25 protein-coding genes are annotated in these 24,580 nt (G+C 40.1%); 8 read left to right on the forward strand and 17 right to left on the reverse strand.

Annotation, left to right across the window (positions count from 1 at the left end):
- Positions 1 to 33: 33 nt before the first annotated feature.
- The 5 genes from MUN88_RS21240 (at position 34) to MUN88_RS21260 (ending at position 5,281) form a co-directional block, all read left to right on the forward strand.
- Complete coding sequence (locus MUN88_RS21240) at positions 34 to 2,322, forward strand: ribonucleoside-diphosphate reductase subunit alpha (RefSeq protein WP_244719166.1); 2,289 nt, start codon at positions 34 to 36, stop codon at positions 2,320 to 2,322.
- A 57-nt stretch (positions 2,323 to 2,379) separates the two neighbouring features.
- A complete protein-coding gene (locus MUN88_RS21245; protein ID WP_244719168.1) occupies positions 2,380 to 3,429 on the forward strand; it encodes a ribonucleotide-diphosphate reductase subunit beta in 1,050 nt (349 codons plus the stop codon).
- A gap of 37 nt (positions 3,430 to 3,466) precedes the next feature.
- The gene (locus MUN88_RS21250; protein ID WP_244719171.1) at positions 3,467 to 3,910 is read left to right on the forward strand and encodes a flavodoxin domain-containing protein; all 444 of its coding nucleotides are present in this window, start codon (positions 3,467 to 3,469) and stop codon (positions 3,908 to 3,910) included.
- Between the two features lie 97 nt (positions 3,911 to 4,007).
- On the forward strand, positions 4,008 to 4,439 hold the full coding sequence (locus MUN88_RS21255) for a small multi-drug export protein (RefSeq protein WP_244719174.1): 432 nt from the start codon (positions 4,008 to 4,010) through the stop codon (positions 4,437 to 4,439).
- Positions 4,440 to 4,825: 386 nt separating this feature from the next.
- A complete protein-coding gene (locus tag MUN88_RS21260) occupies positions 4,826 to 5,281 on the forward strand; it encodes a DUF2269 family protein (RefSeq protein ID WP_244719176.1) in 456 nt (151 codons plus the stop codon).
- Positions 5,282 to 5,677: 396 nt separating this feature from the next.
- Here MUN88_RS21260 and MUN88_RS21265 read toward each other — a convergent pair whose 3' ends face one another.
- The 11 genes from MUN88_RS21265 to MUN88_RS21925 all read right to left on the reverse strand — a co-directional run bounded on the left by MUN88_RS21265 (position 5,678) and on the right by MUN88_RS21925 (position 14,216).
- A complete protein-coding gene (locus tag MUN88_RS21265) occupies positions 5,678 to 5,914 on the reverse strand; it encodes a hypothetical protein (RefSeq protein ID WP_244719179.1) in 237 nt (78 codons plus the stop codon).
- Entirely contained in the window at positions 5,907 to 7,475 is a 1,569-nt protein-coding gene (locus tag MUN88_RS21270) for a sodium:solute symporter family protein (RefSeq protein WP_244719182.1), read from the reverse strand. The genes MUN88_RS21265 and MUN88_RS21270 overlap by 8 nt, the downstream gene beginning before the upstream one ends.
- A gap of 901 nt (positions 7,476 to 8,376) precedes the next feature.
- Positions 8,377 to 9,150, reverse strand: a complete 774-nt coding sequence (locus MUN88_RS21275; protein ID WP_244719185.1) for an urease accessory protein UreD — start codon at positions 9,148 to 9,150, stop codon at positions 8,377 to 8,379.
- Positions 9,151 to 9,768: an urease accessory protein UreG gene (gene ureG / locus MUN88_RS21280; protein WP_244719188.1), complete on the reverse strand. Its 618-nt coding sequence runs from the start codon at positions 9,766 to 9,768 to the stop codon at positions 9,151 to 9,153.
- Between the two features lie 17 nt (positions 9,769 to 9,785).
- Complete coding sequence (locus MUN88_RS21285; protein ID WP_244719190.1) at positions 9,786 to 10,511, reverse strand: urease accessory protein UreF; 726 nt, start codon at positions 10,509 to 10,511, stop codon at positions 9,786 to 9,788.
- The gene (locus MUN88_RS21290) at positions 10,453 to 10,896 is read right to left on the reverse strand and encodes an urease accessory protein UreE (RefSeq protein WP_244719192.1); all 444 of its coding nucleotides are present in this window, start codon (positions 10,894 to 10,896) and stop codon (positions 10,453 to 10,455) included. Before MUN88_RS21290 ends, MUN88_RS21285 begins: the two co-directional genes overlap by 59 nt.
- 14 nt (positions 10,897 to 10,910) lie before the next feature.
- Positions 10,911 to 12,626: an urease subunit alpha gene (gene ureC, locus MUN88_RS21295; protein ID WP_244719194.1), complete on the reverse strand. Its 1,716-nt coding sequence runs from the start codon at positions 12,624 to 12,626 to the stop codon at positions 10,911 to 10,913.
- A 16-nt stretch (positions 12,627 to 12,642) separates the two neighbouring features.
- Positions 12,643 to 12,993: an urease subunit beta gene (locus MUN88_RS21300; RefSeq protein ID WP_244719196.1), complete on the reverse strand. Its 351-nt coding sequence runs from the start codon at positions 12,991 to 12,993 to the stop codon at positions 12,643 to 12,645.
- A gap of 11 nt (positions 12,994 to 13,004) precedes the next feature.
- Entirely contained in the window at positions 13,005 to 13,307 is a 303-nt protein-coding gene (gene ureA, locus MUN88_RS21305; protein ID WP_244719198.1) for an urease subunit gamma, read from the reverse strand.
- A 128-nt stretch (positions 13,308 to 13,435) separates the two neighbouring features.
- On the reverse strand, positions 13,436 to 13,765 hold the full coding sequence (locus tag MUN88_RS21920; protein WP_369809911.1) for a spore germination protein: 330 nt from the start codon (positions 13,763 to 13,765) through the stop codon (positions 13,436 to 13,438).
- 106 nt (positions 13,766 to 13,871) lie between these two features.
- Positions 13,872 to 14,216, reverse strand: a complete 345-nt coding sequence (locus MUN88_RS21925) for a hypothetical protein (protein ID WP_369809912.1) — start codon at positions 14,214 to 14,216, stop codon at positions 13,872 to 13,874.
- Positions 14,217 to 14,544: 328 nt separating this feature from the next.
- Between MUN88_RS21925 and MUN88_RS21315 the strand changes: the two genes are divergently transcribed.
- Positions 14,545 to 16,002 carry a Na+/H+ antiporter NhaC family protein gene (locus tag MUN88_RS21315; protein ID WP_244719200.1) on the forward strand — a complete coding sequence of 486 codons (1,458 nt, stop codon included), beginning with the start codon at positions 14,545 to 14,547 and terminating at the stop codon, positions 16,000 to 16,002.
- Between the two features lie 277 nt (positions 16,003 to 16,279).
- On the opposite strand, the gene MUN88_RS21320 is transcribed toward MUN88_RS21315, so the two are convergent.
- Both MUN88_RS21320 and MUN88_RS21325 read right to left on the reverse strand, forming a co-directional pair.
- Positions 16,280 to 17,449 (reverse strand): pyridoxal phosphate-dependent aminotransferase, encoded by a 1,170-nt coding sequence (locus MUN88_RS21320; RefSeq protein WP_244719202.1) that lies wholly within the window; start codon positions 17,447 to 17,449, stop codon positions 16,280 to 16,282.
- A gap of 4 nt (positions 17,450 to 17,453) precedes the next feature.
- Entirely contained in the window at positions 17,454 to 18,245 is a 792-nt protein-coding gene (locus MUN88_RS21325) for a carbon-nitrogen family hydrolase (protein ID WP_244719205.1), read from the reverse strand.
- A 138-nt stretch (positions 18,246 to 18,383) separates the two neighbouring features.
- Here MUN88_RS21325 and MUN88_RS21330 point away from each other — a divergent pair, with 138 nt between their 5' ends.
- Positions 18,384 to 19,946: a catalase gene (locus MUN88_RS21330; protein ID WP_244719207.1), complete on the forward strand. Its 1,563-nt coding sequence runs from the start codon at positions 18,384 to 18,386 to the stop codon at positions 19,944 to 19,946.
- 136 nt (positions 19,947 to 20,082) lie between these two features.
- On the opposite strand, the gene hisA is transcribed toward MUN88_RS21330, so the two are convergent.
- The 3 genes from hisA to MUN88_RS21345 all read right to left on the reverse strand — a co-directional run bounded on the left by hisA (position 20,083) and on the right by MUN88_RS21345 (position 22,661).
- The gene (hisA, locus tag MUN88_RS21335) at positions 20,083 to 20,838 is read right to left on the reverse strand and encodes a phosphoribosylformimino-5-aminoimidazole carboxamide ribotide isomerase (RefSeq protein ID WP_244719209.1); all 756 of its coding nucleotides are present in this window, start codon (positions 20,836 to 20,838) and stop codon (positions 20,083 to 20,085) included.
- A 69-nt stretch (positions 20,839 to 20,907) separates the two neighbouring features.
- Complete coding sequence (locus MUN88_RS21340) at positions 20,908 to 21,930, reverse strand: NADH:flavin oxidoreductase/NADH oxidase (protein WP_244719211.1); 1,023 nt, start codon at positions 21,928 to 21,930, stop codon at positions 20,908 to 20,910.
- Positions 21,931 to 21,995: 65 nt separating this feature from the next.
- Positions 21,996 to 22,661, reverse strand: a complete 666-nt coding sequence (locus MUN88_RS21345; RefSeq protein WP_244719213.1) for a phosphatase PAP2 family protein — start codon at positions 22,659 to 22,661, stop codon at positions 21,996 to 21,998.
- Positions 22,662 to 22,886: 225 nt separating this feature from the next.
- Here MUN88_RS21345 and MUN88_RS21350 point away from each other — a divergent pair, with 225 nt between their 5' ends.
- Positions 22,887 to 23,615, forward strand: a complete 729-nt coding sequence (locus tag MUN88_RS21350) for a SurA N-terminal domain-containing protein (RefSeq protein ID WP_244719215.1) — start codon at positions 22,887 to 22,889, stop codon at positions 23,613 to 23,615.
- 33 nt (positions 23,616 to 23,648) lie between these two features.
- Here the strand turns inward: MUN88_RS21350 and MUN88_RS21355 are convergent, their stop codons facing one another.
- Complete coding sequence (locus tag MUN88_RS21355; protein WP_244719217.1) at positions 23,649 to 24,461, reverse strand: hypothetical protein; 813 nt, start codon at positions 24,459 to 24,461, stop codon at positions 23,649 to 23,651.
- Positions 24,462 to 24,580: the final 119 nt, after the last annotated feature.

The following is a 24,580-nucleotide window of genomic DNA, read 5'->3' on the forward strand; positions in this document are numbered from 1 at the left end:
AGCGCTTTTATTATGTATATGGGGGTTTTTATCATGGCAACAGAAGTAAAATCTATTAAACAATCTGTCATTCAAGCTTTGCAAGCAGCAGGAGAAAAGTATGGATTAAATACGGCAGAAATTCAAAAACGAATCGAAGAAACTACAAAATCCGACAAAGACACAACACAAGAAGCCCTTTTTTATTCGTTAAACCGTATCGCGATGGATGAACCAAATTGGACATTTGTGGCTGCACATTTTCATTTAAAACAGCTTTATGAAGAAGCAGCAGCAAATCGCGGATATGATGCTGAGCAACAGTATGGAGATTTCTATTCACTGATTCAAACTCTTACAGATAAAGGGATTTACAGCACAGACTTACTCCAATCATATAATAAAGAAGAAATTCAGGCTTTACAATCGGTTATTGATCCAACACAGGATACTCGCTTTAACTACATCGGTCTTTTCCTGCTTGCTGACCGTTATATAGCAAGAGATCACGACCGTAATCTGTTTGAACTGCCACAGGAACGCTTTATGATTATTGCCATGACATTAATGCAAAACGAAGCTTCTGAGCAACGATTGGAATTGATTAAAGAAGCTTATTGGGCTTTAAGTAATTTATATATGACAGTTGCTACACCAACTTTATCAAATGCTGGTAAGAGCTATGGACAATTATCATCCTGCTTCATTGACACTGTCGATGATTCATTAGACGGTATTTATTTAAACAACTGGGATATTGCGAGACTTAGTAAAGATGGTGGCGGAATCGGCATCTATTACGGAAAAGTCCGTGCCTTAGGCTCTGATATTAAGAAATTCAAAGGTAATTCATCAGGTGTTGTTCCATGGATTAGACTAATTAACGATACTGCTGTCAGTGTCGATCAGTTAGGTCAGCGCCAAGGGGCTGTTGCCATTTATTTAGATGTATTCCATAAAGATGTGATGAATGGTTTCTTAGACTTGAAAACCAACAATGGTGACGAGCGTCGTAAAGCACATGATATCTTTACAGGCGTCAGTATCCCTGATTTATTTATGGAACAATTACAGGAAACAGACGCGACCGGAAAAAGTATCGGAGAGTGGCATACTTTCTGTCCGCATCAGGTGAAACAAATCATGGGCTGGAAAGATGAAAACGGCAATTCTCTAGGACTGGAAGATTTTTATGACGAGAAAGATCATAAATACTTCACCGAGAAATACTGGGAAGCAGTTAATCATCCATTGTTACCGAGAAAGACATATCGCGCCATGGACATTATGGCTCGTATTATGATCGCTCAATTAGAAACTGGAACACCATATATGTTCTATCGCGACGAAGTAAATCGTCAAAATCCAAACAAGCATAAACGCGGTGTTGGTAAAACATCCGTTTACTGCAGTAACTTATGCACAGAGATTGCACAGAACATGTCACCAACGACTATCTCTGATGAATATCAAGACGAAGAAGGCAATATCATTATTGTTCGCAAACCAGGAGACTTTGTAGTATGTAACCTGTCTTCTATCAACCTGCCAAACGCAGTTCGTGCAGAAGTAATAGAACGTCTGGTCAAAATTCAAGTTCGTATGTTGGATAATGTCATCGACTTAAATACGATTTCCGTCGGTCAAGCACAAGTAACGAACCAAAAATACCGCGCTGTCGGACTCGGAACATTCGGCTGGCATCACCTGCTTGCTTTAGAAAGCATTCATTGGGAATCAGACGAAGCAGTTGCTTACGCAGACAAGGTTTACGAAGATATCGCTTATTATACGATCAAAGCTTCAATGGAACTAGCGAAAGAAAAAGGAGCTTATTCTGAATTTGAAGGATCAGAATGGCAATCTGGCGTCTACTTTGACCGTCGTGATTATCATTCCGACCGCTGGAACGAATTACGCGCAGACGTAGCAGCTAATGGTATCCGTAATGGCTGGCTAATGGCAGTTGCGCCTAACTCGTCTACAGCAAAAATCGGTGGCTCAACAGATGGTATTGACCCGCTGTATGCAGTAGAATTCGCTGAAGAAAAGAAAAACTTTAAATTCAAAGTTACCGCGCCTGACTTAGACCATGTAACCTATAACTATTACCGAAGAGCGCGTCATGAATTAGATCAAGTATGGAGCATTAAACAAAATGCGAAGAGACAACGCCATGTTGATCAGGCAATCAGCTTTAACTTCTATGTACGTCACGATATTAAAGCAAAAGAATTATTAAACTTACACCTTGCAGCTTGGGAAAACGGACTGAAAACAACCTATTATGTCCGCAGTACCTCTCAAACAGAAATCGAAGAGTGCGAAGCTTGTCACAGCTAATCTCATGATTAGCTGCTGACCTTTCTCGCTACATCTTTACAAAGGAGGACGTGTCACATGACACAAGTCGATCAACCTTTATCAAAAATTAAACTATTAAATCCAACATATCCAAATAAATCTACAGGTATTATAAACGGTGAATCTTCCGGTCTATTAAACTGGAATGATATTGCTTATCCACAAATGTACGACTTGTATCAAACGCTGTTGGCGAATTTCTGGAAAGCACAAGAAATTAATATGCAAGATGATATTAAACAATGGGATAACTTAACCGATACGGAGAAAGATATTTTCTTACGTATTAATACACAGCTGGCATCATTAGACAGTTTACAGACACCAACCATGACACATGTAATGGACTATGTTACCGATTCGAGCTTTAAAGCAATCTTCGCTGTTATTTCACAGCAAGAAGCGGTTCATAATGAATCTTATTCTTATATTTTGAGTTCCTTAGTACCATTGCGTGAACAGAATGAACGCTTTACACAGGCGAAAGAAGATCCAATTGTACGAAAACGAAATCAGCTGATCCTTGACAGTTACGAAGCATTCCGTGAGAGTCCAACACCACAGCGCTTGTTTGAATTGGCGATCAACTCCATCAACTTAGAAGGTATTTACTTCTATGCTGGTTTTGCTTTCTTCTATCATTTAGCTCGTCAGCAAAAAATGTTAAAGACAAGTACAATGATCAGCTATATTCAGCGTGACGAAATGCAGCATGCTTATTTCGTATCCCAGTTCGTACGGATCTTGTTAACAGAGAATCCGGAATTGAACACTGAGGAGAACATTCAATATGTGTACAATACAGTTGATCAGGCTGTACAGCTAGAAAAAGAATGGGCCGACTACATTTTGAAAGATATTGAAGGTATAGATCTCGAGGAATTCCATGGCTATGTTGAGTATTTAGCAAATAAACGTTTCCGTCAGATCGGACTGGATAATTATTACCCAGAACGTGACAATCCAATGGAATGGATTCATGTTTTCAGTGATGAAATGATGAACGAAACGAAATCTGATTTCTTCGAACAAAAATCAAGAACATATACGAAAGTATCTTCTTCCAACGGATTCGACGAGTTGTAAGTTACACCATATCAGATACAAAAGGAGGGGACATTCAATGAAAGCAGCGATTATCTATACATCTGTTACAGGTAACACTTCAACACTTGCTGAGATTATTAGTGAAAAAATGGCGGCGCGTGATATCGAGACAGATTTAATCCCTGTAGATGAATTCCGCCCTGCCCTTTTACACAATTACGACATTGTCACAGTTGGCACGTATTCCTGGGATAACGGTGATCTTCCACTCGAAATGGAGGAGGTCTTCGAAGCCTTTGAAACCGAAGACCTTGATCGAGTGATAACTGGTGTGTTTGGTACTGGAGACAGTTTCTACCCATATTATTGTGGAGCGGTTGACTTATTTCGAGATATGCTCTACGTCCACACCAAACTTGCCGTCACATTAAAAGTCGAATTAACCCCACAAGACGATGATCTTCATCGCTGTGAAAAATTTTGCGATCGATTAACAAGAGAATTTGCTGTCTTTACTTAAATGATTTAAAAGTTGATGTGAAAGCATCAACTTTTTTTACCAGTAAAATGATTAAAAACTATCAACACGAACAAATAACAGACAGGAGTGTGACGTCATGTGGGAATATCTATTAATCTTTTTAGGAGCTGCCATTCCATGGTTTGAAATCGCCTTGGTCATTCCATTCGGAATCCTTTCCGGACTCAACCCGATTATCGTGATCGTGACAGCCTTTATTGGGAATATGGTTACCATCATCCCCCTCATCATCGGCTTCGAAAAATTCAAGCAATGGCGAGCGAAACGGAATAATCAGAATCAGGCAAAGCGTGAAAATAAAGCCAAGAAATTATGGAATAAATATGGTTTACCAGGAATGATCATGCTCGGTCCAATTCTGATCGGATCACATATCGCTGCCTTTATCGGTATGACACTCGGCGCTAAAAAACGAGCTACATTGGTATGGTCCACAGTTAGTATTGGAGCATGGTCATTAATATTTGGCGTAGTAACCGCATTAGGCTTTGATTTATTTACTAACTAATGGAGTGGTTTAGAATGATTTTTCTCATGTCATTCTAAACCATTTTTTACCTTCGAAATATATGAAATTTTTGGTATAAGATGAAGAAAATAAAAATATAGGTTCTTATAATACAGATTATGTTAACTAGCTTAGCAGGCATTTTGAAATATTGTTAGTGCAAGGATACCGCTCCGGCCAACCACTTTGCGTCCTGCGGGGCATATTTCAGGAGCTTTGCTAAGCAGATAAAATCTATCAAAATAACCACTTTGTCTTACAGTTCCACTTTACATAATCCGTATTATAGGTAGTTGTGTATATACTTACGTTAGTTTATGCCCAGTTTTTTTATGCTGTTTTTTGCTCTTCAAAAGGTTTATAATGATTAGTAAGAAGGTGATTTGATGAATTCGATCTATTCCTGGATTGTCGTCATACATATTTTTTCAGCGATCGTCGGCATTGGACCGGGATTTATTCTGACTACTATCGTAAAATCAGCTAATACATTACCGGAAATCCGTCATGCCTTTTCCATTAAAAAGAAACTCCATATCTTCGTCATGTCTGGCGGTATATTGCTTTTAGCCTCCGGATTATTGATGGGAATGTTACGTCCAATGTTATTTCAGCAAGGCTGGTATATCACAAGTCTGATTCTCTACTTTTTCGCTCTCATGCTTGGGCCAACCGCGTTAAAGAGGAGTTCGGCACCAATTAAAAAAATGCTGGCTGATCCACATCTAACCGATATTCCTGAATCGTATCACAAACTCGTAAAGCGATTATTACGGATAGAATATGTGGAAAATACCCTGCTGTTAACGATTATATTGCTAATGATTACGAAGCCATTCTAGTAAAACCATCTACTTGATTTAATTAGTAGATGGTTTTTTATTATTCCATTCTTCTCAATCTGTACGAACAATGTTTCCATGCCTATGAGTCCTGTCCACACTTCTTCGATAACAGGTTCATACGATGTAGTGTAAGAAGAAAGGGGATGATTTAATGTGTTATCACCATTATGATCCTTGCAAAAAACACCACCATGATCACTTTCATCATTGCTGCATTAAAATCATTTGTTGCTGTAAAAAAGAACCACACCATCATGATAGCTTACGCGACTTTGATCCATGTAAATTAAAACCAAAGAAGAAATTTTGCCACTCTTGTGGTAAACACTATTAATTGGTGAGCTCATTCTTCTTAACATCGAAAAGCACTGGGACAAGACCCAGTGCTTCTTTTTATGCCTGTTTTTTTTCTACATAATATTCTACCCATGGCCGGATAGCGGTATAGAGACCAGCGATAATCAGCCAGGTAAAAGCTAGATAGGTCCACCCCTTAAAAAAAGCCAGACTGTACTCATAACCAGTAATAAACATGATACCAGGAAACAAAATGATAAAGACAAAAGTTAAACTAAATGCCCATCTTGTACACAGCTTGGCATCTTTTAGCAATTGATTGTTGTTATCCATTCACTAACACATCCTTCGATTCTGACTCTTTTGTTACTTTGGCTTCTGTATCTTCCTGTTCTGCATCAAAGCTGTGGAATTGATTTTTCAATGAATCAAAGTCAAATTCCTGATTACTAATTAACCCATGCCCAATTGCAATGAATCCACTCACCACAAATACAGTTACATTTCCAAATAACATTGAGTGCAATTCACCCAATGAAGCAACTGAAATCCCACCATAACGCACTTGGGCCGTAATCAACCATACGATGATTCCGGAAATCATCCCAGTTAGCGCGCCATAGAAATTCCCTGTACTTGTTGCTTTCTTCCACATTAAACCTAACGTTAATGGAATCACAGCACCACTCACAAAGATTCCCATTGCCATGTATACAAAACTTAGACCAATCCCTACTTTAAACAGCAAAACGGACAATAAACCCATTGCCAGTCCAAAGCTTAATGTTACGATTCTAGAGATCTTTAGTGTCTGTTGACCGCTTGCTTTAGGATTAATTGATTTACGGTAAATATCCGTTACAATAATATTTGTAATGGCCGTTAATTCTGCCGCACCTGTTGACATAACAGCCATAAATAACATAACCAAGAACAGGATAGAACCGGCCGACCCTAATAAATGCTGTGCCATTAATGGAGCGGAAGCATCTGGATCACCAATATTTAAACCTAAACCTGCCGCACTTACCCCCATAAACGTTGCAATCGCAAATGGAATGGAGAACCAGGCAATCCCGCCATATATGTATGCCTTTGATGCCGCACTGTCCTTACTGGCGATCGCTCGTTGCCAATAGGACTGATCTACGAAGACTGTTCCAAAATTACCAATAATATTAATCATTCCAAAAAATAGACCAGGAATCGAAGCCATTGTTAGCATCTGATTTTGTTCTGGAATCGCCTTTAACCCCTCATAAACCGTATCCACACCAAATTTCACATATACTACCGTTGCAAAAATAGTTAAAATAACGAAAATCATAACTGTGTTTAAATAGTCTGCGATAAACGATGCTTTTAAACCGCCGATCATCGTGTAAATCGTAAAGGTTAATGGGATAAGGAATGCTGCAGCATAAATGTTCATTCCGGTTAATGAATTTAATGCAATTGCTCCTCCTAAAATAACCATTGCTGTAACGATAATATTTGTCATTAAGGCAAAGCCCATCATTAATTTATGATTTTTTTTATCAAATCTTTTCCCTACAAACTCCAGGAATGTGTGCGCCATTGGTGCTTTTCGTTTTAAGTGGATCGCTACAATGGCGAAAAGTAACACTTGAATACATGCACCTGCTGCATACCAATAAGGACCACTAATCCCATACTTAAATCCTGTTGAAGAAGACATCATAAGAGTTGCCGCCCATGTCCAAGCCGCGATAATCGAAGCACTGGCAAGTCCAATTCCTACACTTCTTCCTGCCGTACTGAATTGCTCAGCTGTCATTTTTTCTTTTCGACGTTTCTGCATGATGATCGTAAGTCCAGTAAAAAATACTCCAAAAATTAATAAAATTAAATACCCAGTTGTTGATGATAGCATCTTTGCCCCTCCAATGTTTGTTTCTCTGTTTTCCGGAAAACTGTTTAATAGTTAGATAAAGTAACAATTACTAGCATAATGTAGATGTTCTCACCAAACAATTGTCATGTAAGGAAACCTACCACTCTTTTTGCCAGATTTTTCTGACAATAGCAAATATAGCTTGATAATACTGTCATCCATCAAACTAACAATCTCTTTAGATGAGTGGCTTTTAGAAAAATGAACAATTTAATACTAATTACCTATAATATGGATTATGTAAACTAGACATTACTAGCCAAGCATTCATATTGAGAAGTTTAATGTGCAAGGATACCGCTTCGGCCAACCACTTCGCGTCCTGCGGGGCACGGCTGAAGCTAACTTTGTGAACAAGGGCACTTCACAAAGTGGATCTTCCGCACCTGCATGTCCCGCGGGAGTCTACGTGGTTGGCCTACGCTCATGTATAGCTCCACAAATAATGCGACAGATAGGATATGGAGTACTATCTGCTTCATTTAGATGATATACAATGCCTAGCACGACTGCTTTTAGCTGTTCCATACGTTGTAGCACTTCACTTAAGCGTAGGAAATATGCGGAGACTCCTCATGCGTCAGCGCGAGCTGAAGATCCACTTAGTCTGTGCCTGTGTCTGTATGTATTGCTTCGAAGCAGGCTTCCTCGGCACAAGGCAGCAAAGAAGTTGTTCAAGTAGTAGCCTAGCTGAAGCCGTGCCCCACAGGACGCGGAGCATATTTCCGGAGCTTTGCTACGCACATATAAACTATCAAAATTATCACGATTCAGACAGTTCTACTTTACATAATCCATATTATAGGAACCCATCTTCCTGTTCAGCATGATTACTTCTATGACTGTACATGTTTACCATAAAAAAAGCACAAAAACAGTGTTAATTTCTCACTGCTTTTGTGCTTTCTGCAATTCGCTCCATTTCTCTTTTGACTCGCGGCAGATCGTTGGACAAGAAGCGGATTAAATAGCCAGCATTGCGTAGGCGCGTTGTGCTGACTACATGATCTTCTGACGTTTCATTCCATGCTTCAGGATCTAATGTAACGTCCTGATCGACCAGCCAGACACTGGCAATATAATGATAGTTTCCAAGCACCCCAGCGTGCTTAAGATCTTGTTTGTCAGGTTGTAAGACTAATTGATCATAGACAATACAATCGTCTTCCATCCATACCTCGAGTTGTGTCCGGCAGGCATGAAAGGTGAAGGTTTCACCCCTTTTTTCCCTGCCCGGATATAATATTTCTTCCCAGTAGAATTTACTGTCACGCTTCATATCAATGATCGTATGACTAGAAAAATCACTCTCAGCAAATGGAATAACCTCTTCACGTTTCCATGTTAGCGATGCTTTATCAGCCAATTTCACCCGGACTTGCTGCTTACTTGGCTTGCCATTGTAGGCAGGATATACTTTCGTAGCTGCTTGTGGATGCAATGTCACCGTTGTACCATTGTCCAGTTTCACATCAAACGTATTCGTATCACCGGCTACCAGTCCACCAGATGATTCCATCAAATATACCGAGATATCACCAGGGTTATGAACGTAGAGCCCTCTGCTCGCTTTTAAAGGTGGCTGATAGTAAACATCCTTCATGATCGTTTTTTGTTGGCGCAATGTAAAATAAAGCGCTAATTGACCATCCATTTAAGAGATTTCGCTTCCTTCCAATAACATCGCATGCTGAATCCATTGGATCACGTCCGGAATGCCTTCACCTTTTTTGACATTAGTAAAAACGAAAGGACGTTCTTTCCTTGCTTCCTTGGCGTCCTCTTTCATCTTCTCAAGATCCACTTCGACATACGGTGCCAAATCGATTTTGTTCACTAGTAAAAGGTCAGATCTGGTAACTCCTGGTCCACCTTTTCTCGGGATGTCTCCACCTTCCGCAACATCAATTACATAAATATACCCGTCCACTAATTCCGGGCTGAAGGTCGCAGATAAATTATCGCCACCACTTTCCAACAAAATAATATCTAAGTTATCAAAACGACGTTTCAACTCATCAATTGCTTCAAAATTCATCGAAGCATCTTCACGAATAGCCGTATGGGGACAGCCTCCTGTCTCTACCCCGATAATACGCTCTTCAGGCAAAATACCTTGCTTAATCAAGAATTGCGCATCTTCCTTTGTATAAATATCATTGGTGATGACAGCAACACTGTATTGATTCACCATTTCCTTAGTCAGTTTTTCTACAAGTGACGTCTTACCTGACCCCACTGGTCCACCTATCCCAACTATTACTGGTTTCATAAACATTTCTCCCTTCGTTACGATATAAATAATCTCGATGTTAAATATTTGTGCTGCATCGAAGCTAGTTCCAGTCCGACAGCATGATTCGATAAGTCTGCCAATGATCGTTCCAGTACTTTTTTTGCGGCTTTTTCCATCTCAGGAATCAAGCGGTGTATGACTTCAATCCCTGCCTTTTGGCCAAGCGGAATCGCACGAACCGCATTATGGACAAGTCCTACCGCAGAGGAGTACAAAAAAGTCAATACAGTTGTATATAAATCAAAGGCCAAGTCTTTTGCATACAAGCCGTATACAATTGGAAAATGCGACAACACTTGCTTTTCTTGCAGTAATTGGTACCATTTTTCTAGTGCTGGCGTCTCACTGACGGGCAACACCGCTTTTACAAACTGCTTGCCTATCATGCTGCTTGCTTCTCTCGTCTCTTCCGCATTTTTGCTGGCATCACAAATTTTATCTAATCTAATTAATGCTGAGATATCCTCGGTGACATATGTTTCTTTCACAAATATCCCATCGGTATAGGCGACATTTTCATGAAGATACATTTGGCAGAAATGAAAGAGATCTTCCTTCGTGCGAATCGTATCTGATTGAATAAAGGTTTCCATTCCGAATGAATGCGTATAGCTGCCAATCGGGAAGGCAGAATCGTGAATATGCATTAAATACAGAAACTTAGTGCTGATGCCCTCTGTATTTGAAAGGTTTTGTAAATCGTCGTTCTGTTGCTTCATATTTTACACCTACTTCATCAAACAGTCGTTCTAATGTATCATCATAACGGACAACTATTTCTGATTCAGAGATCAGACATGGTGTATGACGGTTACCCAATTCGAATGCCGCTTTGCCCATCTGTACGATCGATTCCGGATAGACGACATATACTTTCTCTTTCTTAGTCCTAATAACGATTTGTTTCTGTTCATCCTCGTAGACAATGTCTCCAACTTTTAATGGTGTTTTTTCCTCTAAGGCAATCGCAACATCTGTACCTTTATCCGTTGTTTTTCTTAAAATTCTTTTATTCAATTCATCCCAGTCCAACTCCACCCATTCACGGTTAGGGTGTTTTTTTGGCTGATTTTCAATGTTGGCAATAATTTGTTTCGTTAGCATCTTAACTCTCCCTCTTAAAATAAGAAATATCGTTGCGCCATGGCAACTTCTGAAAAAGGCTCACAGGTAATAATTTTACCATCTAATTTCACTTCATATGTTTCCGGGTCGACTTCAATTGAAGGAGTTGCACCATTTAACGGCAGGTCTTTCTTTTGAATATTCCGACAATTTCTGACCGGCCGAATCATTTTGGATAGCCCCAGAGATTGATGAACTTTCCCTTCATATGCTGCTTGTGAAATAAAAGTAATCGCTATATTGTATTTGGCCTTCCCTAATGAACCGAACATCGGACGCATCATGACTGGCTGCGGAGTTGGAATGGATGCATTCGGGTCACCCATTTGTGCATACGCAATCATGCCTCCTTTCACAACCGTTTCGGGTTTTACTCCAAAAAACTTCGGATCCCAAATCACAATATCCGCTAGTTTACCAGATTCAAGCGAGCCAATCTCCTCACTCATCCCATGGGTAATCGCTGGATTAATGGTGTACTTTGCCACATAACGCTTCGCACGGAAGTTGTCATTTTCTGTTTGTTTATCTTCCTTTAAAAAACCACGTTGTTTTTTCATTTTATCTGCGGTTTGCCAGATTCGTGTAATACTTTCCCCGATCCGTCCCATGGCTTGTGAGTCAGAAGAAATCATACTGATAACCCCTTCATCATGCAGAATATCCTCTGCCGCAATCGTTTCAGGACGAATCCGTGAATCAGCAAATGCGACATCTTCTGGAACATTATGATCTAAATGATGACAAACCATCAACATGTCCAAATGTTCATCAATCGTATTGATTGTATATGGCCTCGTCGGATTCGTTGAGGAAGGTAATATATTCGGCAGTGATGCTATCTTCATAATATCCGGGGCGTGACCACCGCCAGCACCCTCTGTATGATACGTATGAATCACTCGCTGTCCGATGGCATTGACCGTATCCTCCAGAAAGCCTGCTTCATTCAATGTATCGGTATGTATAGCTACTTGCACATCCAGCTCATCTGCTACTGCCAAACATTGACTGATCGCCGCTGGCGTTGTTCCCCAGTCCTCGTGCAGTTTTAAGCCAACTGCTCCTGCTCTAATTTGTTCACGTTGAGGATCGGGAGAAGAAGCATTTCCTTTTCCTAAGAATCCGATATTGATCGGATACTCTTCGGCCGCCTCTAACATTCGATGGATATTCCATTCACCCGGTGTACAAGTTGTTGCATTGGTACCTGTTGCGGGTCCAGTACCACCACCAATCATCGTCGTATAGCCTGCTGCTAAAGCAACATTGATCTGTTGTGGGCTGATAAAATGAATATGAGCATCAATCGCGCCTGCTGTTACAATTTTCCCTTCACAAGCGATGACCTCCGTAGATGCACCAACTACCATATTATCAGTCACGCCCTCCATTACGTCCGGGTTACCCCCTTTACCGATCGCAACGATCCGACCGTTCTTCACGCCAATATCCGCTTTGACAATACCGGTATAATCCAGGATAAGTGCATTGGTCAGAATCAAATCCAATACATTTTGATCTCTCGTATGGGTACCACTTTGGCCCATGCCATCACGCAGTACTTTTCCTCCACCAAAAACACTCTCATCACCATATGTCGTATAATCCTTCTCTACCTCTATCCATAACTCCGTATCTGCCAAACGGATTTGGTCACCTGTAGTTGGACCATATAATGAGGCATATTGCTGTCTGGAAAGTCGCACGGATTACCGCTCCCTTCTAAAATCCTTTTTCATTGATTTGTTTTACAATGGCCACTTTTTCTGTAACACTACCATTTGTTAAATTATTTAAGCCGTATACTTTTTTGTGACCAGCAATTTCGACGAGCTCTACTTCTTTCTCTTCCCCCGGTTCAAAACGAACCGCTGTGCCCGCAGCAATATTAAGACGCATCCCGATTGCACACTCTCTGTCAAACGAAAGCTCACGGTTAACTTCAGGAAGATGAAAGTGAGAACCAACTTGTACGGGACGATCTCCCTTATTTGAAACCTTGATTGTTTTTGTCATTCTGCCTCTATTAATCTCAATATCTTTTTTCGCTAGTTTCCATTCACCAGGAATCATTTCCATCCCTCCTAGGATATCGGCTGATGTACTGTGACTAACTTGGTACCGTCGGGAAATGTTGCTTCAATCTGGACACTTTCTACCATTTCGCACACGCCCTCCATGACATCATCCGCTGTCAGTACGTGTTTACCTTCCTGCATTAATTGGGCGACGGTTTTTCCTTCACGAGCCCCCTCTAGTAAATAACAACTAATTAATGCAACTGCTTCTGGATAATTTAATTTTATTCCTTTGTTTTTACGTTTCTCGGCTAATTCGCCTGCAACAAAGAGTAGTAATTTCTCTTGTTCAACCGGTGAAAGCTTCACAATCCATCCTCCCTGTCCTGATTTTCTCTTTCATTGTCAACGCTAGCATAACAAAGAGGGTTTCTACTATTGATTTGTCATATTATCTTACAAAAATTATGATTTGGATGACGTCAATGAGTCTGTTACTAATTTTCAGTTATGAATAAGGGGGACAATATAAAGTATGAATTTTGCTGAGGTTTCCTATCGTTCTTAGGTTGATAAGTGATAAATAAAGTGGCCTTCTGTTTATTAGTCCCCGTTGCCGTTGTCACCACACATCCAAGGACTGAATGGAAGGAAGCCTCACAATAGAAAATACTTACTACCCCGGTTCTAGTCCATATTGCTTGAAATCCTGCTCGTATCGCTGCATCACCGACAATTAAACCACCACCTACAACCGCAATGGCTTGTCCTACTGCTTTCGGCAATCGAACGCCAGCCTCTCTATATAATTCAAAAAGTCCAATCATTAATAACAACTCTCGTTACGCTGAACGGTATACCAATCCTTGATGCAGCTATTGTCGCCAGTAACGGGAACGGAATTTGATCCATATTAAATGTCTATAAAGCGATTCAAAATGCCGGAAGAAAAATAGCAATAAACAATCCAATAAACCGTAAAATCAATTCTAAACTTGCATAGAAATAAGGGGCGCATATAGCTATCACTTTGACATTATCAAGTGAAATATAAAAGGAAGCACCAATTAACAAAGCAGCGATAAGGATAGTGGGCGTTTGAAATAGATTAGTTTCATCCGTCCACATCGTTGTTTCCTTTAATGTGACAAATCTTGAAACCAAGCACGAATCTCGCCCTGCCGCATTAAGTAACAGTGGTACCACAATAACATGATTACTCAAGCCTGTACCTAATAGTAATATGGCAAAAAATTGCGAAATCGTAATCTTACTCATCTATGTTTCCTCCCAATACATCAACTCCTGGTTTTTTGTGTGAAGAGATCTAGTTTTATTCATATAGACACACAGTTAAACTGCGGCTCATACGAAAATCGAACAATGACTCTAATAAAAAATTAGAATTATCGTTCCCGATTTATACGTTAGACCTGTTGTCTTATATTCGTTTTTCTTCTATTGCTGCTGATATTCAGAGCGCATTGCTCAGGTACTTGCGATCACGATAACGGTTTTCATTATTTTCCTGTGATTGAATGATTCTCATCATATCCGAACTATGATACAATATTTAATGTTTTCTATTTTTGAAGGAGGATATATCATGGAACAAGATAGTGCATTATCACGTGCTACTGGAAATACTAAAATAAATTCACTTCAATTCCGTTTAGGTGCCCTTGGTGCTGCAATTCCTTTATTGTTTTTCGTCATATGGGCTATCACGACTAGTGTATTGCAATTATCTTCCGAAATAGGACTTGTTCTCGGTGCTATTATTGGAATTACCTTAGGATTATTTTTTTGTAAAAGTAAATGGGCAGATTATGCGCAAGGATTATTTGATGGACTAGCGCAGCCAATCGGTGTAATAGCCATGGTAGCGTGGTTTTATGCCGGAATGTTTGCTCAGCTGCTACAGGTTGGCGGCTTAGTAGAAGGGCTGGTGTGGATTGGCATAGAGACTGGTTTTACAGGAGGCTGGTTTGTTGGCTTAACCTTCATTCTTGCGGCAATCTTCTCAACCGCTGTCGGAACTGGCTATGGAACTACTGTAGCTTTTTGTACGCTAATGTTCCCTGCCGGTGTGGCGACTGGTGCAGATCCAACCATTCTTTTTGCGGCGATATTAGCAGGAGCAGTATTTGGTGACAACCTTGCACCCGTTTCTGATACAACGATTGTATCTGCTACTACACAGGATGCAGATGTGCCTGGTGTAGTTCGTAGTCGTTTTAAATATGCTGTTGCAGCAGCAATCCCGACATTATTATTGTTTATCATATTCGGAAGTGGTGGATCCATAGAGGAGCAAGCAAATATTTCCTCGACAACAAATCCTTCTGGCTTATTTATGTTAGTTCCATTTGTTATCGTGCTTACACTTGCTATTTCCGGTCAACATATTATCACGTCTTTAACGTGGGGAATTATCGTTGCGATCACAATGATTATTTTATTTCCTATAGGCTCGATTTCGGATGTGATTCAGTTTAATCCGGATTCCGATCAAATCGTTGAAGGAGCATTAATTAATGGAATTTCTGGCTACGTGAACATGGCGATTTTAATCTTATTAATTGTAGCTGCTGCTCATATCATGCGTTTAGGCGGCACAATGAATACTATTACAACAACGTTAGTCACGTGGATCAAAAACTCCATTCGACGAGCAGAGTTGTCCATGTGGGCTATTGTAGCGTTATTAAATAGTGCCATCACTATCAATACCGCAGCCGAAATTGCAGCAGCACCATTCGTTCGTGAGATCGGTGAAAAGTATAAAATCCACAGCTATCGCAGAGCAAATATGCTTGATGCCATCACGTCTGCATTAGGTTATATTTTCCCATGGGGAGCGCCGGTATTATTAGGGTGGTCGACGATTAGTTCGATGACAGAGACATATGAATGGCTGCCAGTTGTCTCACCTACAGCCGTATTCCCATTCGTATTCCAGGGCTGGTTCCTGGTTGTGATTATGCTCATTGCAGCCATAACAGGATGGGGCTTGCGTTATCAAGGAAAAAACGGTGAGGAACTACGTCAGTCACCAGAATAAACATCATATCGCTCACAACATTTCAAAATGTTCCTCAACACTTGTTTAGCATACTTCTATTTTTTTGATCTTGGCAGAATCTCTTATGCAATTTGTCTGAAGCTTACGAAAAAGACCCGGATATCTCTATCCGGGCCTTTTTCAACATCGGAACCGTTCATCAATCGTTCACTACCAATAACCTATTTTCAAGGTACTACTTTCTCTAACAAAATTCTTTCTCTCATCCAAACATTTTCTAATTGCAAGTTCGTTTCAACGCATTACCATTTATAAACTAGAACAATCCCAGCTTATCAATTCGTTTACATGCTTCGCGTAACCGTTCAGGTTTTTCTAATAATCCAATACGGACATAGCCTTCCCCTTCATCTCCAAAACCATTTCCAGGGGCAACGACTACATGCGTTTTTTCTAGTAACAGCTTTGCAAATGATTCAGAGGAATGCCCATCTGCTACCGGCATCCAGACAAAGAAAGAACCACTAGCACTCCCTCCGTGCCAACCGATATTGGCCGCTTCTTCCAAAAAAGCATCGCGGCGTTCGCCATATACTCGATTTAATGACCGGATCGACTCTTGCCCGTTATCCAGTGCCGCTTTAGTAGCAGCTTGAATCGCCCCAAAGATACTGACATAGTAATGGTCGTGTATCAGTTCCAGCGCACTGATAACCGATGGATTCCCTACAGCAAAAGCGACACGCCATCCTGCCATATTATACGTCTTCGATAACGTATACATTTCCACACCGACATTTTTAGCCCCTGGAGACTGCAAAAAACTTTGCGGCTTTTCATCAAAACCGATTGCTCCATAGGCAAAATCATGAACGACACAAATTTCGTATTTTTCGGCCATTTCGATCGTCTCATCAAAGAAGTCCTTTGTTGCTGTAGCAGCAGTTGGATTATTTGGATAATTCAGAAACATTAACTTCGCTTCCTCTAAATCCTGCTCTGCAATCTCCTCATAGTCTGGTAAAAATTCATTCTCCTCTCGCAACGGCATGTGTACGGCCTCGGCATTTGACAACGCGACCCCGGACATGTAATCCGGATAGCCAGGATCGGGAACAAGCACTTTATCATGCGGATTAAGCAGACACTGATTAATTTCTACTAAGCCTGTTTTCGAACCGAACATGATTGCTATTTCTGTTTCTGGATCAACATCTACCTGATATTCTCGTTGATAGAAATCAGCAATCGCCTGCTTTAAAAAAGGATAGCCTTGAAATGGGGAGTATTTATGATACAAAGGATTCGTGCTTGCTTTTTGTAATGCCTCTACAATAAAGTCTGGTGTAGGCATATCGGGATTACCTTGCCCTAAATTGATGACATCATGCCCCTGCTTGACAAGAGCTTGTGTCGTCTTGACTAATTTCACAAAAAATTGTTCCGGTAATCTCTGCAAAGCATCTGAGTATTCAAAATTTATCATCTGATCACTCTCCATATAAATAAGGTACCCTGCTTGTGAAAACAGGTATTTCGTTACGGATCTTTCGAACATCCTCAAGCATTATCTCCGCTTGAATAGTCGCCTCTTGTCGGGCGGGACCTGTAGCAATAGCTTCACCGGATGGACTGATTACAAGGGACTCTCCGGCGAAATCAGTGCCATCACATCTTCCACTGGCATTAGCTGCTATCATATAGCACTGGTTTTCAATTGCCCGTGCAAACTGTAAGTAGTGCCAGTGGGTTCGTCTGGATGCTGGCCATTGCGCAACTACATGAATCACCTCCGCTCCTTGCAATACCAAAGATCTTATTAATTCTGGAAATCGTAAATCATAACAGATGACGATCCCCATCTTCACACCATCCAGCTCAAAGAATTCCCCTTTGTCACAACCGCCCTTTAAATATTTCGGTTCATCCAGCATCGGCACTAAATGAATTTTATCGTATTGGTGCACAAGTTCCCCTAGGCGATTAAAAACAAAACTCGTGTTATATATTCCGTCCTGTTTACGATTAGCGATTGATCCGCCTATTACATTGACCTGGTATTTCTTTGCCAGGTCTGAAAGAAAGGGAATGGTGACTGCTCCATCATCATCTGCTATAGACTCTAATCGATCCAATGCATATCCGGTATTCCACATTTCTGGTAAAACAACTGTGTCAATGTTTGTACTTGTCACGTCTGTTTCGAACCACTGTTTAATCTTCTCACGATTTGCTTGAGGGTTCGCAACAATTACGTCCATCTGGTAAATTGCATATTCCATTTTCGTCACCTTCTTCCAACTTTCCTTAATTATAAAGTATATGAAAGCAGAATAAAACATATGATTTTTGAAGCAAACAGACCGAATAAGCTTTAGTGCAAGGGTCATAATATATACGAATAAAAAGGAGGGTACATAATGGACAAAAAACCAAAAGAAAACCATGGTAAAGAAACGATGACTAACCAGCAGGGGCATCCGGTAACAGACAATCAAAATGTCCGTACTGTCGGAAATCGTGGACCAACCACACTTGAAAACTATGATTTCATTGAAAAAATCAGTCATTTCGATCGTGAAAAAATACCAGAACGGATTGTCCATGCTCGAGGGACGGGTGCTTACGGTTACTTTCAATCGTACGGTACAGTTAATGGCGAACCAATTTCCAATTATACTCGTGCCAAAGTGTTTACCAATACCGAAACCCAAACCCCTGTTTTCCTTCGCTTTTCTACGGTGGTGCACGGTAAGCATTCACCAGAGACATTACGCGATCCCAGAGGGTTTGCGATTAAATTTTACACTGAGGATGGTAACTGGGATCTTGTCGGGAACAACTTAAAGATCTTTTTTATCCGTGATCCGTTAAAGTTCCCGGACATGATTCATGCATTTCGACCAGATCCTGTAACCAATGTACAGAATCTTGAGCGTATGTTTGATTTTATCAGTGAGTCTCCTGAAGCAATGCACATGATCACCTTTGTCTTCTCTCCTTGGGGAATTCCGGCTACCTATCGACATATGCAGGGATCTGGTGTTCATACGTATAAATGGGTTAATCATGACGGGAAAGCAGTTCTGGTAAAATATCACTGGGAACCTGTCCAAGGTATTAAAAATCTTACCCAAGGGGAAGCCAACAAAATTCAGGGAGAGAATTTCAATCACGCAACACAAGATTTATATGAAGCGATTGAAAATGGCGATTATCCTGAATGGGAGCTTTATGTGCAGATAATGGAAGATGGTGAACATCCTGAATTGGATTTTGATCCATTAGACGCTACAAAGTTATGGTACAAAGATGATTATCCATGGCATAAGGTTGGGAAATTAGTATTAAACCGAAACCCGGAGAACTTTCATGCAGAAGTAGAACAATCTGCATTCGGTACAGGGGTTTTAGTCGATGGTCTTGATTTCTCCGACGATAAGATGTTACAAGGGAGAACATATTCCTATTCTGATACTCAACGTTACCGAGTAGGCGCAAACTATTTGCAATTACCGGTGAATAAACCTCACAAGAATGTGGTGACGAATCAGACTGGTGGAATGATGGACTTCAGACAGGACTATGGTGACTTTAAAAACCCTCATGTCGATTACGAACCATCTACCATTGCTGGCTTAAAAGAGGCCAAAAATGCAGGTGTAGAACATGAACCACATGTAGAAGGTCGTTTACAACGTCAGGCTATTTCCCGGGAAAATAATTTTGGACAAGCAGGCGAAACTTACCGCAGACTGAATGACTGGGAAAAAGATGACCTGATTAACAATTTAGTATCTGCCTTATTAGGCTGTCACAAGGATATCCAGGACAAAATGCTGGATATGTTCTATAAATGCGATAAGGAATACGGCGCTCGTGTCGAAAAAGGATTAAAATCAGAAGTGGAAAGCAAAGAAGAAATGATGGAAGATGCCATGCATGACGCGGAAGAAATGGGACATCCGTCCGATCCCTATTAAAAGAAATATCCTTGGGGTAATTGCCTCAAGGATTCTTTCATTTTTCTTCTACGTCGTATTACTTGTATCTAGAACAGTAAGTTGTGATATGTCTTGAATGTTCGATTTCACACTTTTGTTACGTCCCGGTCACTTACTATTCCTTACAATATTCAACGACTCGATCATAGGATAAGTCGCCACCGAATATATCTAGCGAACTACCGATCGTGACATGCAGTCTTCCTTTCGATAATTGTTCAAAAAGTTTTAAATCCTCAAGCGAACGGACACCACCTGCATATGTCGTTGGAATCGTCACATAGTCAGCAAGTATACTAACCAGGTTTTCTGCTATGCCTGCTCGCTTGCCTTCCACATCGGCTGCATGGATTAAAAATTCATCACAATACTGTTCTAACTCTTTTATTGTAGAAGCCGTGATTTCAATATTACTAAACTTCGTCCATTTATCTGTCACGACAAACCATTTGCCATCCTTCTTTTTACAGCTTAAATCAATCACTAAACGTTCCTTGCCAATCTTATCTACTAAGTGACGCAGTCTATCCATTTTTAATTCGCCATCCTGAAAGATATAAGATGTGACAATAACATGGGAAGCACCAGCATTCAGAAAGGTTAAAGCATTATCCGCCGTAATACCCCCACCGATCTGCAACCCATCTGGATATGCCTGAAGTGCCTCGATGGCTGCTTCCTTATTGCCACCACCAAGCATAATAACATGCCCACCTGTTAACTGATCGTCACGAAATTTAGCAGCATAATAACTACTATTATAGGTGGATACATAATTTTCAATGACTTGCTCCTTTTCCTGATTTAATGTCGCACCTACAATTTGTTTTACTTTGCCCTGATGCAAATCAATACAAGGTCTAAATTCCACACTATCACATATCCCCTCGTTATCTTTTTATGGCCACTTTTTATCTTTAATGGCCACTTTCACAATCTTTTAAGCAAAACCTCGCTCATATTGAACAGGTACTTTGATATCTTGACCCAGTTCATGTGCGGCATGGATCGTCCAATACGGATCACGAAGCATGCCTCGACCGACAGCAACGAAATCGGCATCTTGGTTTCCAATTACTGCATCAGCCAGACGTGGAGTTTCTAAATTACCAACAGCCATAACGGGTACATCCAACGCTTCACGCATTGCTCTTGCAAAAGGAAGCATATAACCTGCATGGGAGCCTGGGTTACGAGAAGGCGCAATCGCTCCTTCACCGCCCGCGCTAATATCAAAAATATCAACACCAGCTTCTTTGTATACTTTAGCTATTTCGATTCCACCTTCTAATGTATAACCTTCTTCCACAAATTCAGTGGCAGATATACGAAGAATCAGTGGCATATCTGCTGGCATTTCACTTTTTACTGCTTGAATCACTTCTGTACCAAAACGAGTCAACTCTCCATATTCGTCCTCCCGTTTATTTGTATAACGAGAATGAAATTGGTGGATCAAATAGCCATGTGCCCCATGTAATTCGATGGAATCAAAGCCTGCTTCCACTGCACGACGAGCTGCTTGCTTATACTTGTCGACCATGTCTTTTACTTCCGCAGCAGATAGTGCACGTGGTTCTTTATATTTTTCACTGAAACGAATGGCAGATGGTGCTACAGGCTTCTCTGCGTCTTCTGCTTTTCGCCCTGCATGCGCAATCTGAATCGCAATTTTTGCACCCTGTGCATGAACACCATCCACAATGCGTTTATATGCTGGAATTTGTGCGTCTGACCATAATCCTAAACAATTATTCGAAATTCGTCCATCTGGTTCAACATTCGTCATTTCCACAATAATTAAACTTGTGCCTCCAACCGCTCTGCTGACATAGTGTGCAAAATGCCAATCATTCGGTGTGCCATCTTCCGCAGTTACAGAGTACTGACACATCGGAGGCATCACAACGCGATTTTTTAGATCTAAATTCTTTATTTTAATTGGGCTAAATAGTTGTTTCATGATTATTCCCCCCTTTTTAACTTTACCAATTTAGTATAGCAAGAAATGATAGCTGGAGCATCTAATTAAACTTGCCGTTTCTTTGCACGCCATAGCATGTATTCCATGGTAAAAATACAAATAATTAACCAGGATAGCCCCAGAGCTATTCCTGCCATTATATCGGTAAAGAAATGCACACCTAATACAACACGACTATAAGGAATAGCGATGGTTAACATCCCTAGCAAAAGGATAATACACCATTTCACTGCTCGGTTCGTTACAAGTTTCCAGACCAGATAAATCAGAAATCCGTAAAATGCAACAGCCCCAGTCGAATGCCCACTGGGAAAACTATAGCCTGTACCATCAAACGCCGCAATCAGTTCTGGTCGATTCCGCTGGAATACCATTTTCAACACTTTTGTTAATAAACTGATCCCAATCATATTCAAGCTAAATAAAATACTGTACCATTTATTACTCGTGAATATTAATAACAATACCGCTACAATCACAGAGCTAATTGCTATTAAGGGTACCGATCCAGCCTCTGTTATCCACGTCATCCACTGGTACAAGGTATCATTTGCCGTATAAGTGAGCACCTCTTGAAAATAGTGATCGATTTTGAATTTTTCATTTTCTAATACATCATCTGCTAGTTCGATAAACAAAGACATTGTCAGAAATAAAAGAACGAATCCTGCTATCAAAAAAAGAAAGGTTGGTTTTAAAATATTCTTCATTTAGTCCCACTCCCTATCGGTAATATTCCCGAAACACCGCTTTAAAAATCATGGTATGGAAAAAATGTAAAAAAAGCTTCTTTTTGTTGATGAAATGTAATATACAGCCATAAGCCTTGTCCTGGCAAGATTTTTTACTGTTTCGACAAAAGATATGACTTGCATTCCTGCTTATATGTATGTTTGAATGGACAAACAATGATAGTAAATGGAGGTTAGAACAAAATGAAAAAAAGCCTATTGACGTTGATGCTGATCATCGTATCAATCATAGCCGTCGCTTGTGGAAGTGAAGAAGATCAATCCAATCAAGAATCATCTGAAGCTTCATCCGGTTCATCATCTAATCAAACAACGGAAGAGCAGCTTGTCAGTGAAGAAGAAAAAGTAAAAAATGATAAAACCGTAGCAACCATTAATGGAACAGAAATCAATGGTGTAGCTTACAATCAAATGTATTCAACAGTTAAAAGCACCTTGCAACAATCTGGACAAGATACAGAAGATACGGATTCACTAAAAGAACAAACTTTAACAGAATTAATTAACCAGGAATTAATCAGACAAGATGCAGTTGAACAAGGTATTAAAGTCGATGATGAACAAATCCAAAGCCAGGTTGACTCATTAAAAGATCAATACGGGGATCAATTCTCCACTGTATTGAAATCAAGCGGCTTAACAGAAGAAACATATAAAAAACAATTAAAACAAAATGCACTCTCAACGAAGTATATGAAATCAGAGTTTGATATCAAGGTTTCAGATGAAGAAATTCAACAATATTATGATTCCCTAAAAGAACAATCTGAGAAAGAAATTCCTGCTTTAGAACAAGTCAAAGGCCGAATCGAACAAATGCTATTTTCACAAAAACAGCAGGAGAAAAAGGATCAAATCCAAGCAAAAATCGATGAGTTAAAGAGTAACGCAAAGATTGAAAAACTAATTTAATTGAAACTTAAAAAAGGAAGGACATCGATAATTCTACTCGAGTCCTTCCTTTTTTATTTTTAAATCGGTTAGGTTATAATCCACTATCGATACTTGCGTTGTTGTTTCCTGAATTTGTTTTGTATTCTCAACGGTTTGTTCGACTTTACGGACAGATTCACTGTTGATCAGAATCCCCTCTTCATTAAGAGTGTAGCTTCTTTTTAATTTTAAATAGTTGATCGATTTATTGAGTGCTAATGAACGTTCCAATGTATCATTATTGTCATGTCCTTTTTCCTGCGCTTCTTTTATTAACGATTCTATCATATTAATATTTCGTTCCTTTATCTTAGAGAAGTAGTGTTCACTATAGGAAATCGTGTATACCGTGTTATTATCCCGACTCTCGACGGCTATTGATTCGATATCTTCTTTTTCAAGATCTATCTCTAATAACACCTCTAAGTCATTGGGATAATCGGACGTCTCTTCTTTAAGCTGTTGCCATTCAGAATGTGCTTGCTGCTCATTTCGCTGAATCATACGTTGATATTGATGATTATCGATTTGGACCGTTTCTGATACAAAGGCTTCTTCTCCAGCCTGCTGTTGAACTCGTTTTATTTGCCAGTCCACTTGATCTCCTTGTACCAGAAAGGCACCTTCTGTTGATATAGAAGTGAAATGTTTACCGTCCAATTTCAGCTCAACCTGTTCTGTATAAGTACCGTTATTAAGCAGTTGTGTCTCGTCACTCGCCTGTTGGAGTTTGTCTAATTTCCCTATTTTTGAACCACTGTTGTCACAAGATGCAAGCCCGAACAAACTAACTGCCAGTACTACAATAATAAAGCGTATTTGCATACATGGCCTCCTATACCTGTTGTACAATCTCTATTAATTGCTGTTTTTCTGGTGAATCGATTTCAGAATATTCTATTAGCACCTTATTTATGTATATATAAACCATATCAGTTTAATTT

Origin of the sequence: Gracilibacillus caseinilyticus, from assembly GCF_022919115.1 — a bacterium.
GTDB lineage: Bacteria > Bacillota > Bacilli > Bacillales > Amphibacillaceae > Gracilibacillus > Gracilibacillus caseinilyticus.

Excerpts from the sequence above, each read along its gene's own strand:
- MUN88_RS21345 (WP_244719213.1), bottom strand. The coding sequence starts at position 22,661 with ATGAAGAATATTTTAAAACCAACCTTTCTTTTTTTGATAGCAGGATTC.
- MUN88_RS21920 (WP_369809911.1), bottom strand. The coding sequence starts at position 13,765 with ATGATTGGACTTTTTGAATTATATAGAGAGGCTGGCGTTCGATTGCCG.
- MUN88_RS21270 (WP_244719182.1), bottom strand. The coding sequence starts at position 7,475 with ATGCTATCATCAACAACTGGGTATTTAATTTTATTAATTTTTGGAGTA.
- MUN88_RS21340 (WP_244719211.1), bottom strand. The coding sequence starts at position 21,930 with ATGAAACAACTATTTAGCCCAATTAAAATAAAGAATTTAGATCTAAAA.
- MUN88_RS21245 (WP_244719168.1), top strand. The coding sequence starts at position 2,380 with ATGACACAAGTCGATCAACCTTTATCAAAAATTAAACTATTAAATCCA.
- MUN88_RS21240 (WP_244719166.1), top strand. The coding sequence starts at position 34 with ATGGCAACAGAAGTAAAATCTATTAAACAATCTGTCATTCAAGCTTTG.
- MUN88_RS21260 (WP_244719176.1), top strand. The coding sequence starts at position 4,826 with ATGAATTCGATCTATTCCTGGATTGTCGTCATACATATTTTTTCAGCG.
- MUN88_RS21300 (WP_244719196.1), bottom strand. The coding sequence starts at position 12,993 with ATGATTCCTGGTGAATGGAAACTAGCGAAAAAAGATATTGAGATTAAT.
- MUN88_RS21355 (WP_244719217.1), bottom strand. The coding sequence starts at position 24,461 with ATGCAAATACGCTTTATTATTGTAGTACTGGCAGTTAGTTTGTTCGGG.
- MUN88_RS21350 (WP_244719215.1), top strand. The coding sequence starts at position 22,887 with ATGAAAAAAAGCCTATTGACGTTGATGCTGATCATCGTATCAATCATA.
- MUN88_RS21315 (WP_244719200.1), top strand. The coding sequence starts at position 14,545 with ATGGAACAAGATAGTGCATTATCACGTGCTACTGGAAATACTAAAATA.
- MUN88_RS21265 (WP_244719179.1), bottom strand. The coding sequence starts at position 5,914 with ATGGATAACAACAATCAATTGCTAAAAGATGCCAAGCTGTGTACAAGA.
- MUN88_RS21285 (WP_244719190.1), bottom strand. The coding sequence starts at position 10,511 with ATGAAGCAACAGAACGACGATTTACAAAACCTTTCAAATACAGAGGGC.
- MUN88_RS21275 (WP_244719185.1), bottom strand. The coding sequence starts at position 9,150 with ATGGATGGTCAATTAGCGCTTTATTTTACATTGCGCCAACAAAAAACG.
- MUN88_RS21330 (WP_244719207.1), top strand. The coding sequence starts at position 18,384 with ATGGACAAAAAACCAAAAGAAAACCATGGTAAAGAAACGATGACTAAC.
- MUN88_RS21925 (WP_369809912.1), bottom strand. The coding sequence starts at position 14,216 with ATGAGTAAGATTACGATTTCGCAATTTTTTGCCATATTACTATTAGGT.
- MUN88_RS21325 (WP_244719205.1), bottom strand. The coding sequence starts at position 18,245 with ATGGAATATGCAATTTACCAGATGGACGTAATTGTTGCGAACCCTCAA.
- ureG (WP_244719188.1), bottom strand. The coding sequence starts at position 9,768 with ATGAAACCAGTAATAGTTGGGATAGGTGGACCAGTGGGGTCAGGTAAG.
- MUN88_RS21290 (WP_244719192.1), bottom strand. The coding sequence starts at position 10,896 with ATGCTAACGAAACAAATTATTGCCAACATTGAAAATCAGCCAAAAAAA.
- MUN88_RS21255 (WP_244719174.1), top strand. The coding sequence starts at position 4,008 with ATGTGGGAATATCTATTAATCTTTTTAGGAGCTGCCATTCCATGGTTT.
- MUN88_RS21250 (WP_244719171.1), top strand. The coding sequence starts at position 3,467 with ATGAAAGCAGCGATTATCTATACATCTGTTACAGGTAACACTTCAACA.
- MUN88_RS21320 (WP_244719202.1), bottom strand. The coding sequence starts at position 17,449 with ATGATAAATTTTGAATACTCAGATGCTTTGCAGAGATTACCGGAACAA.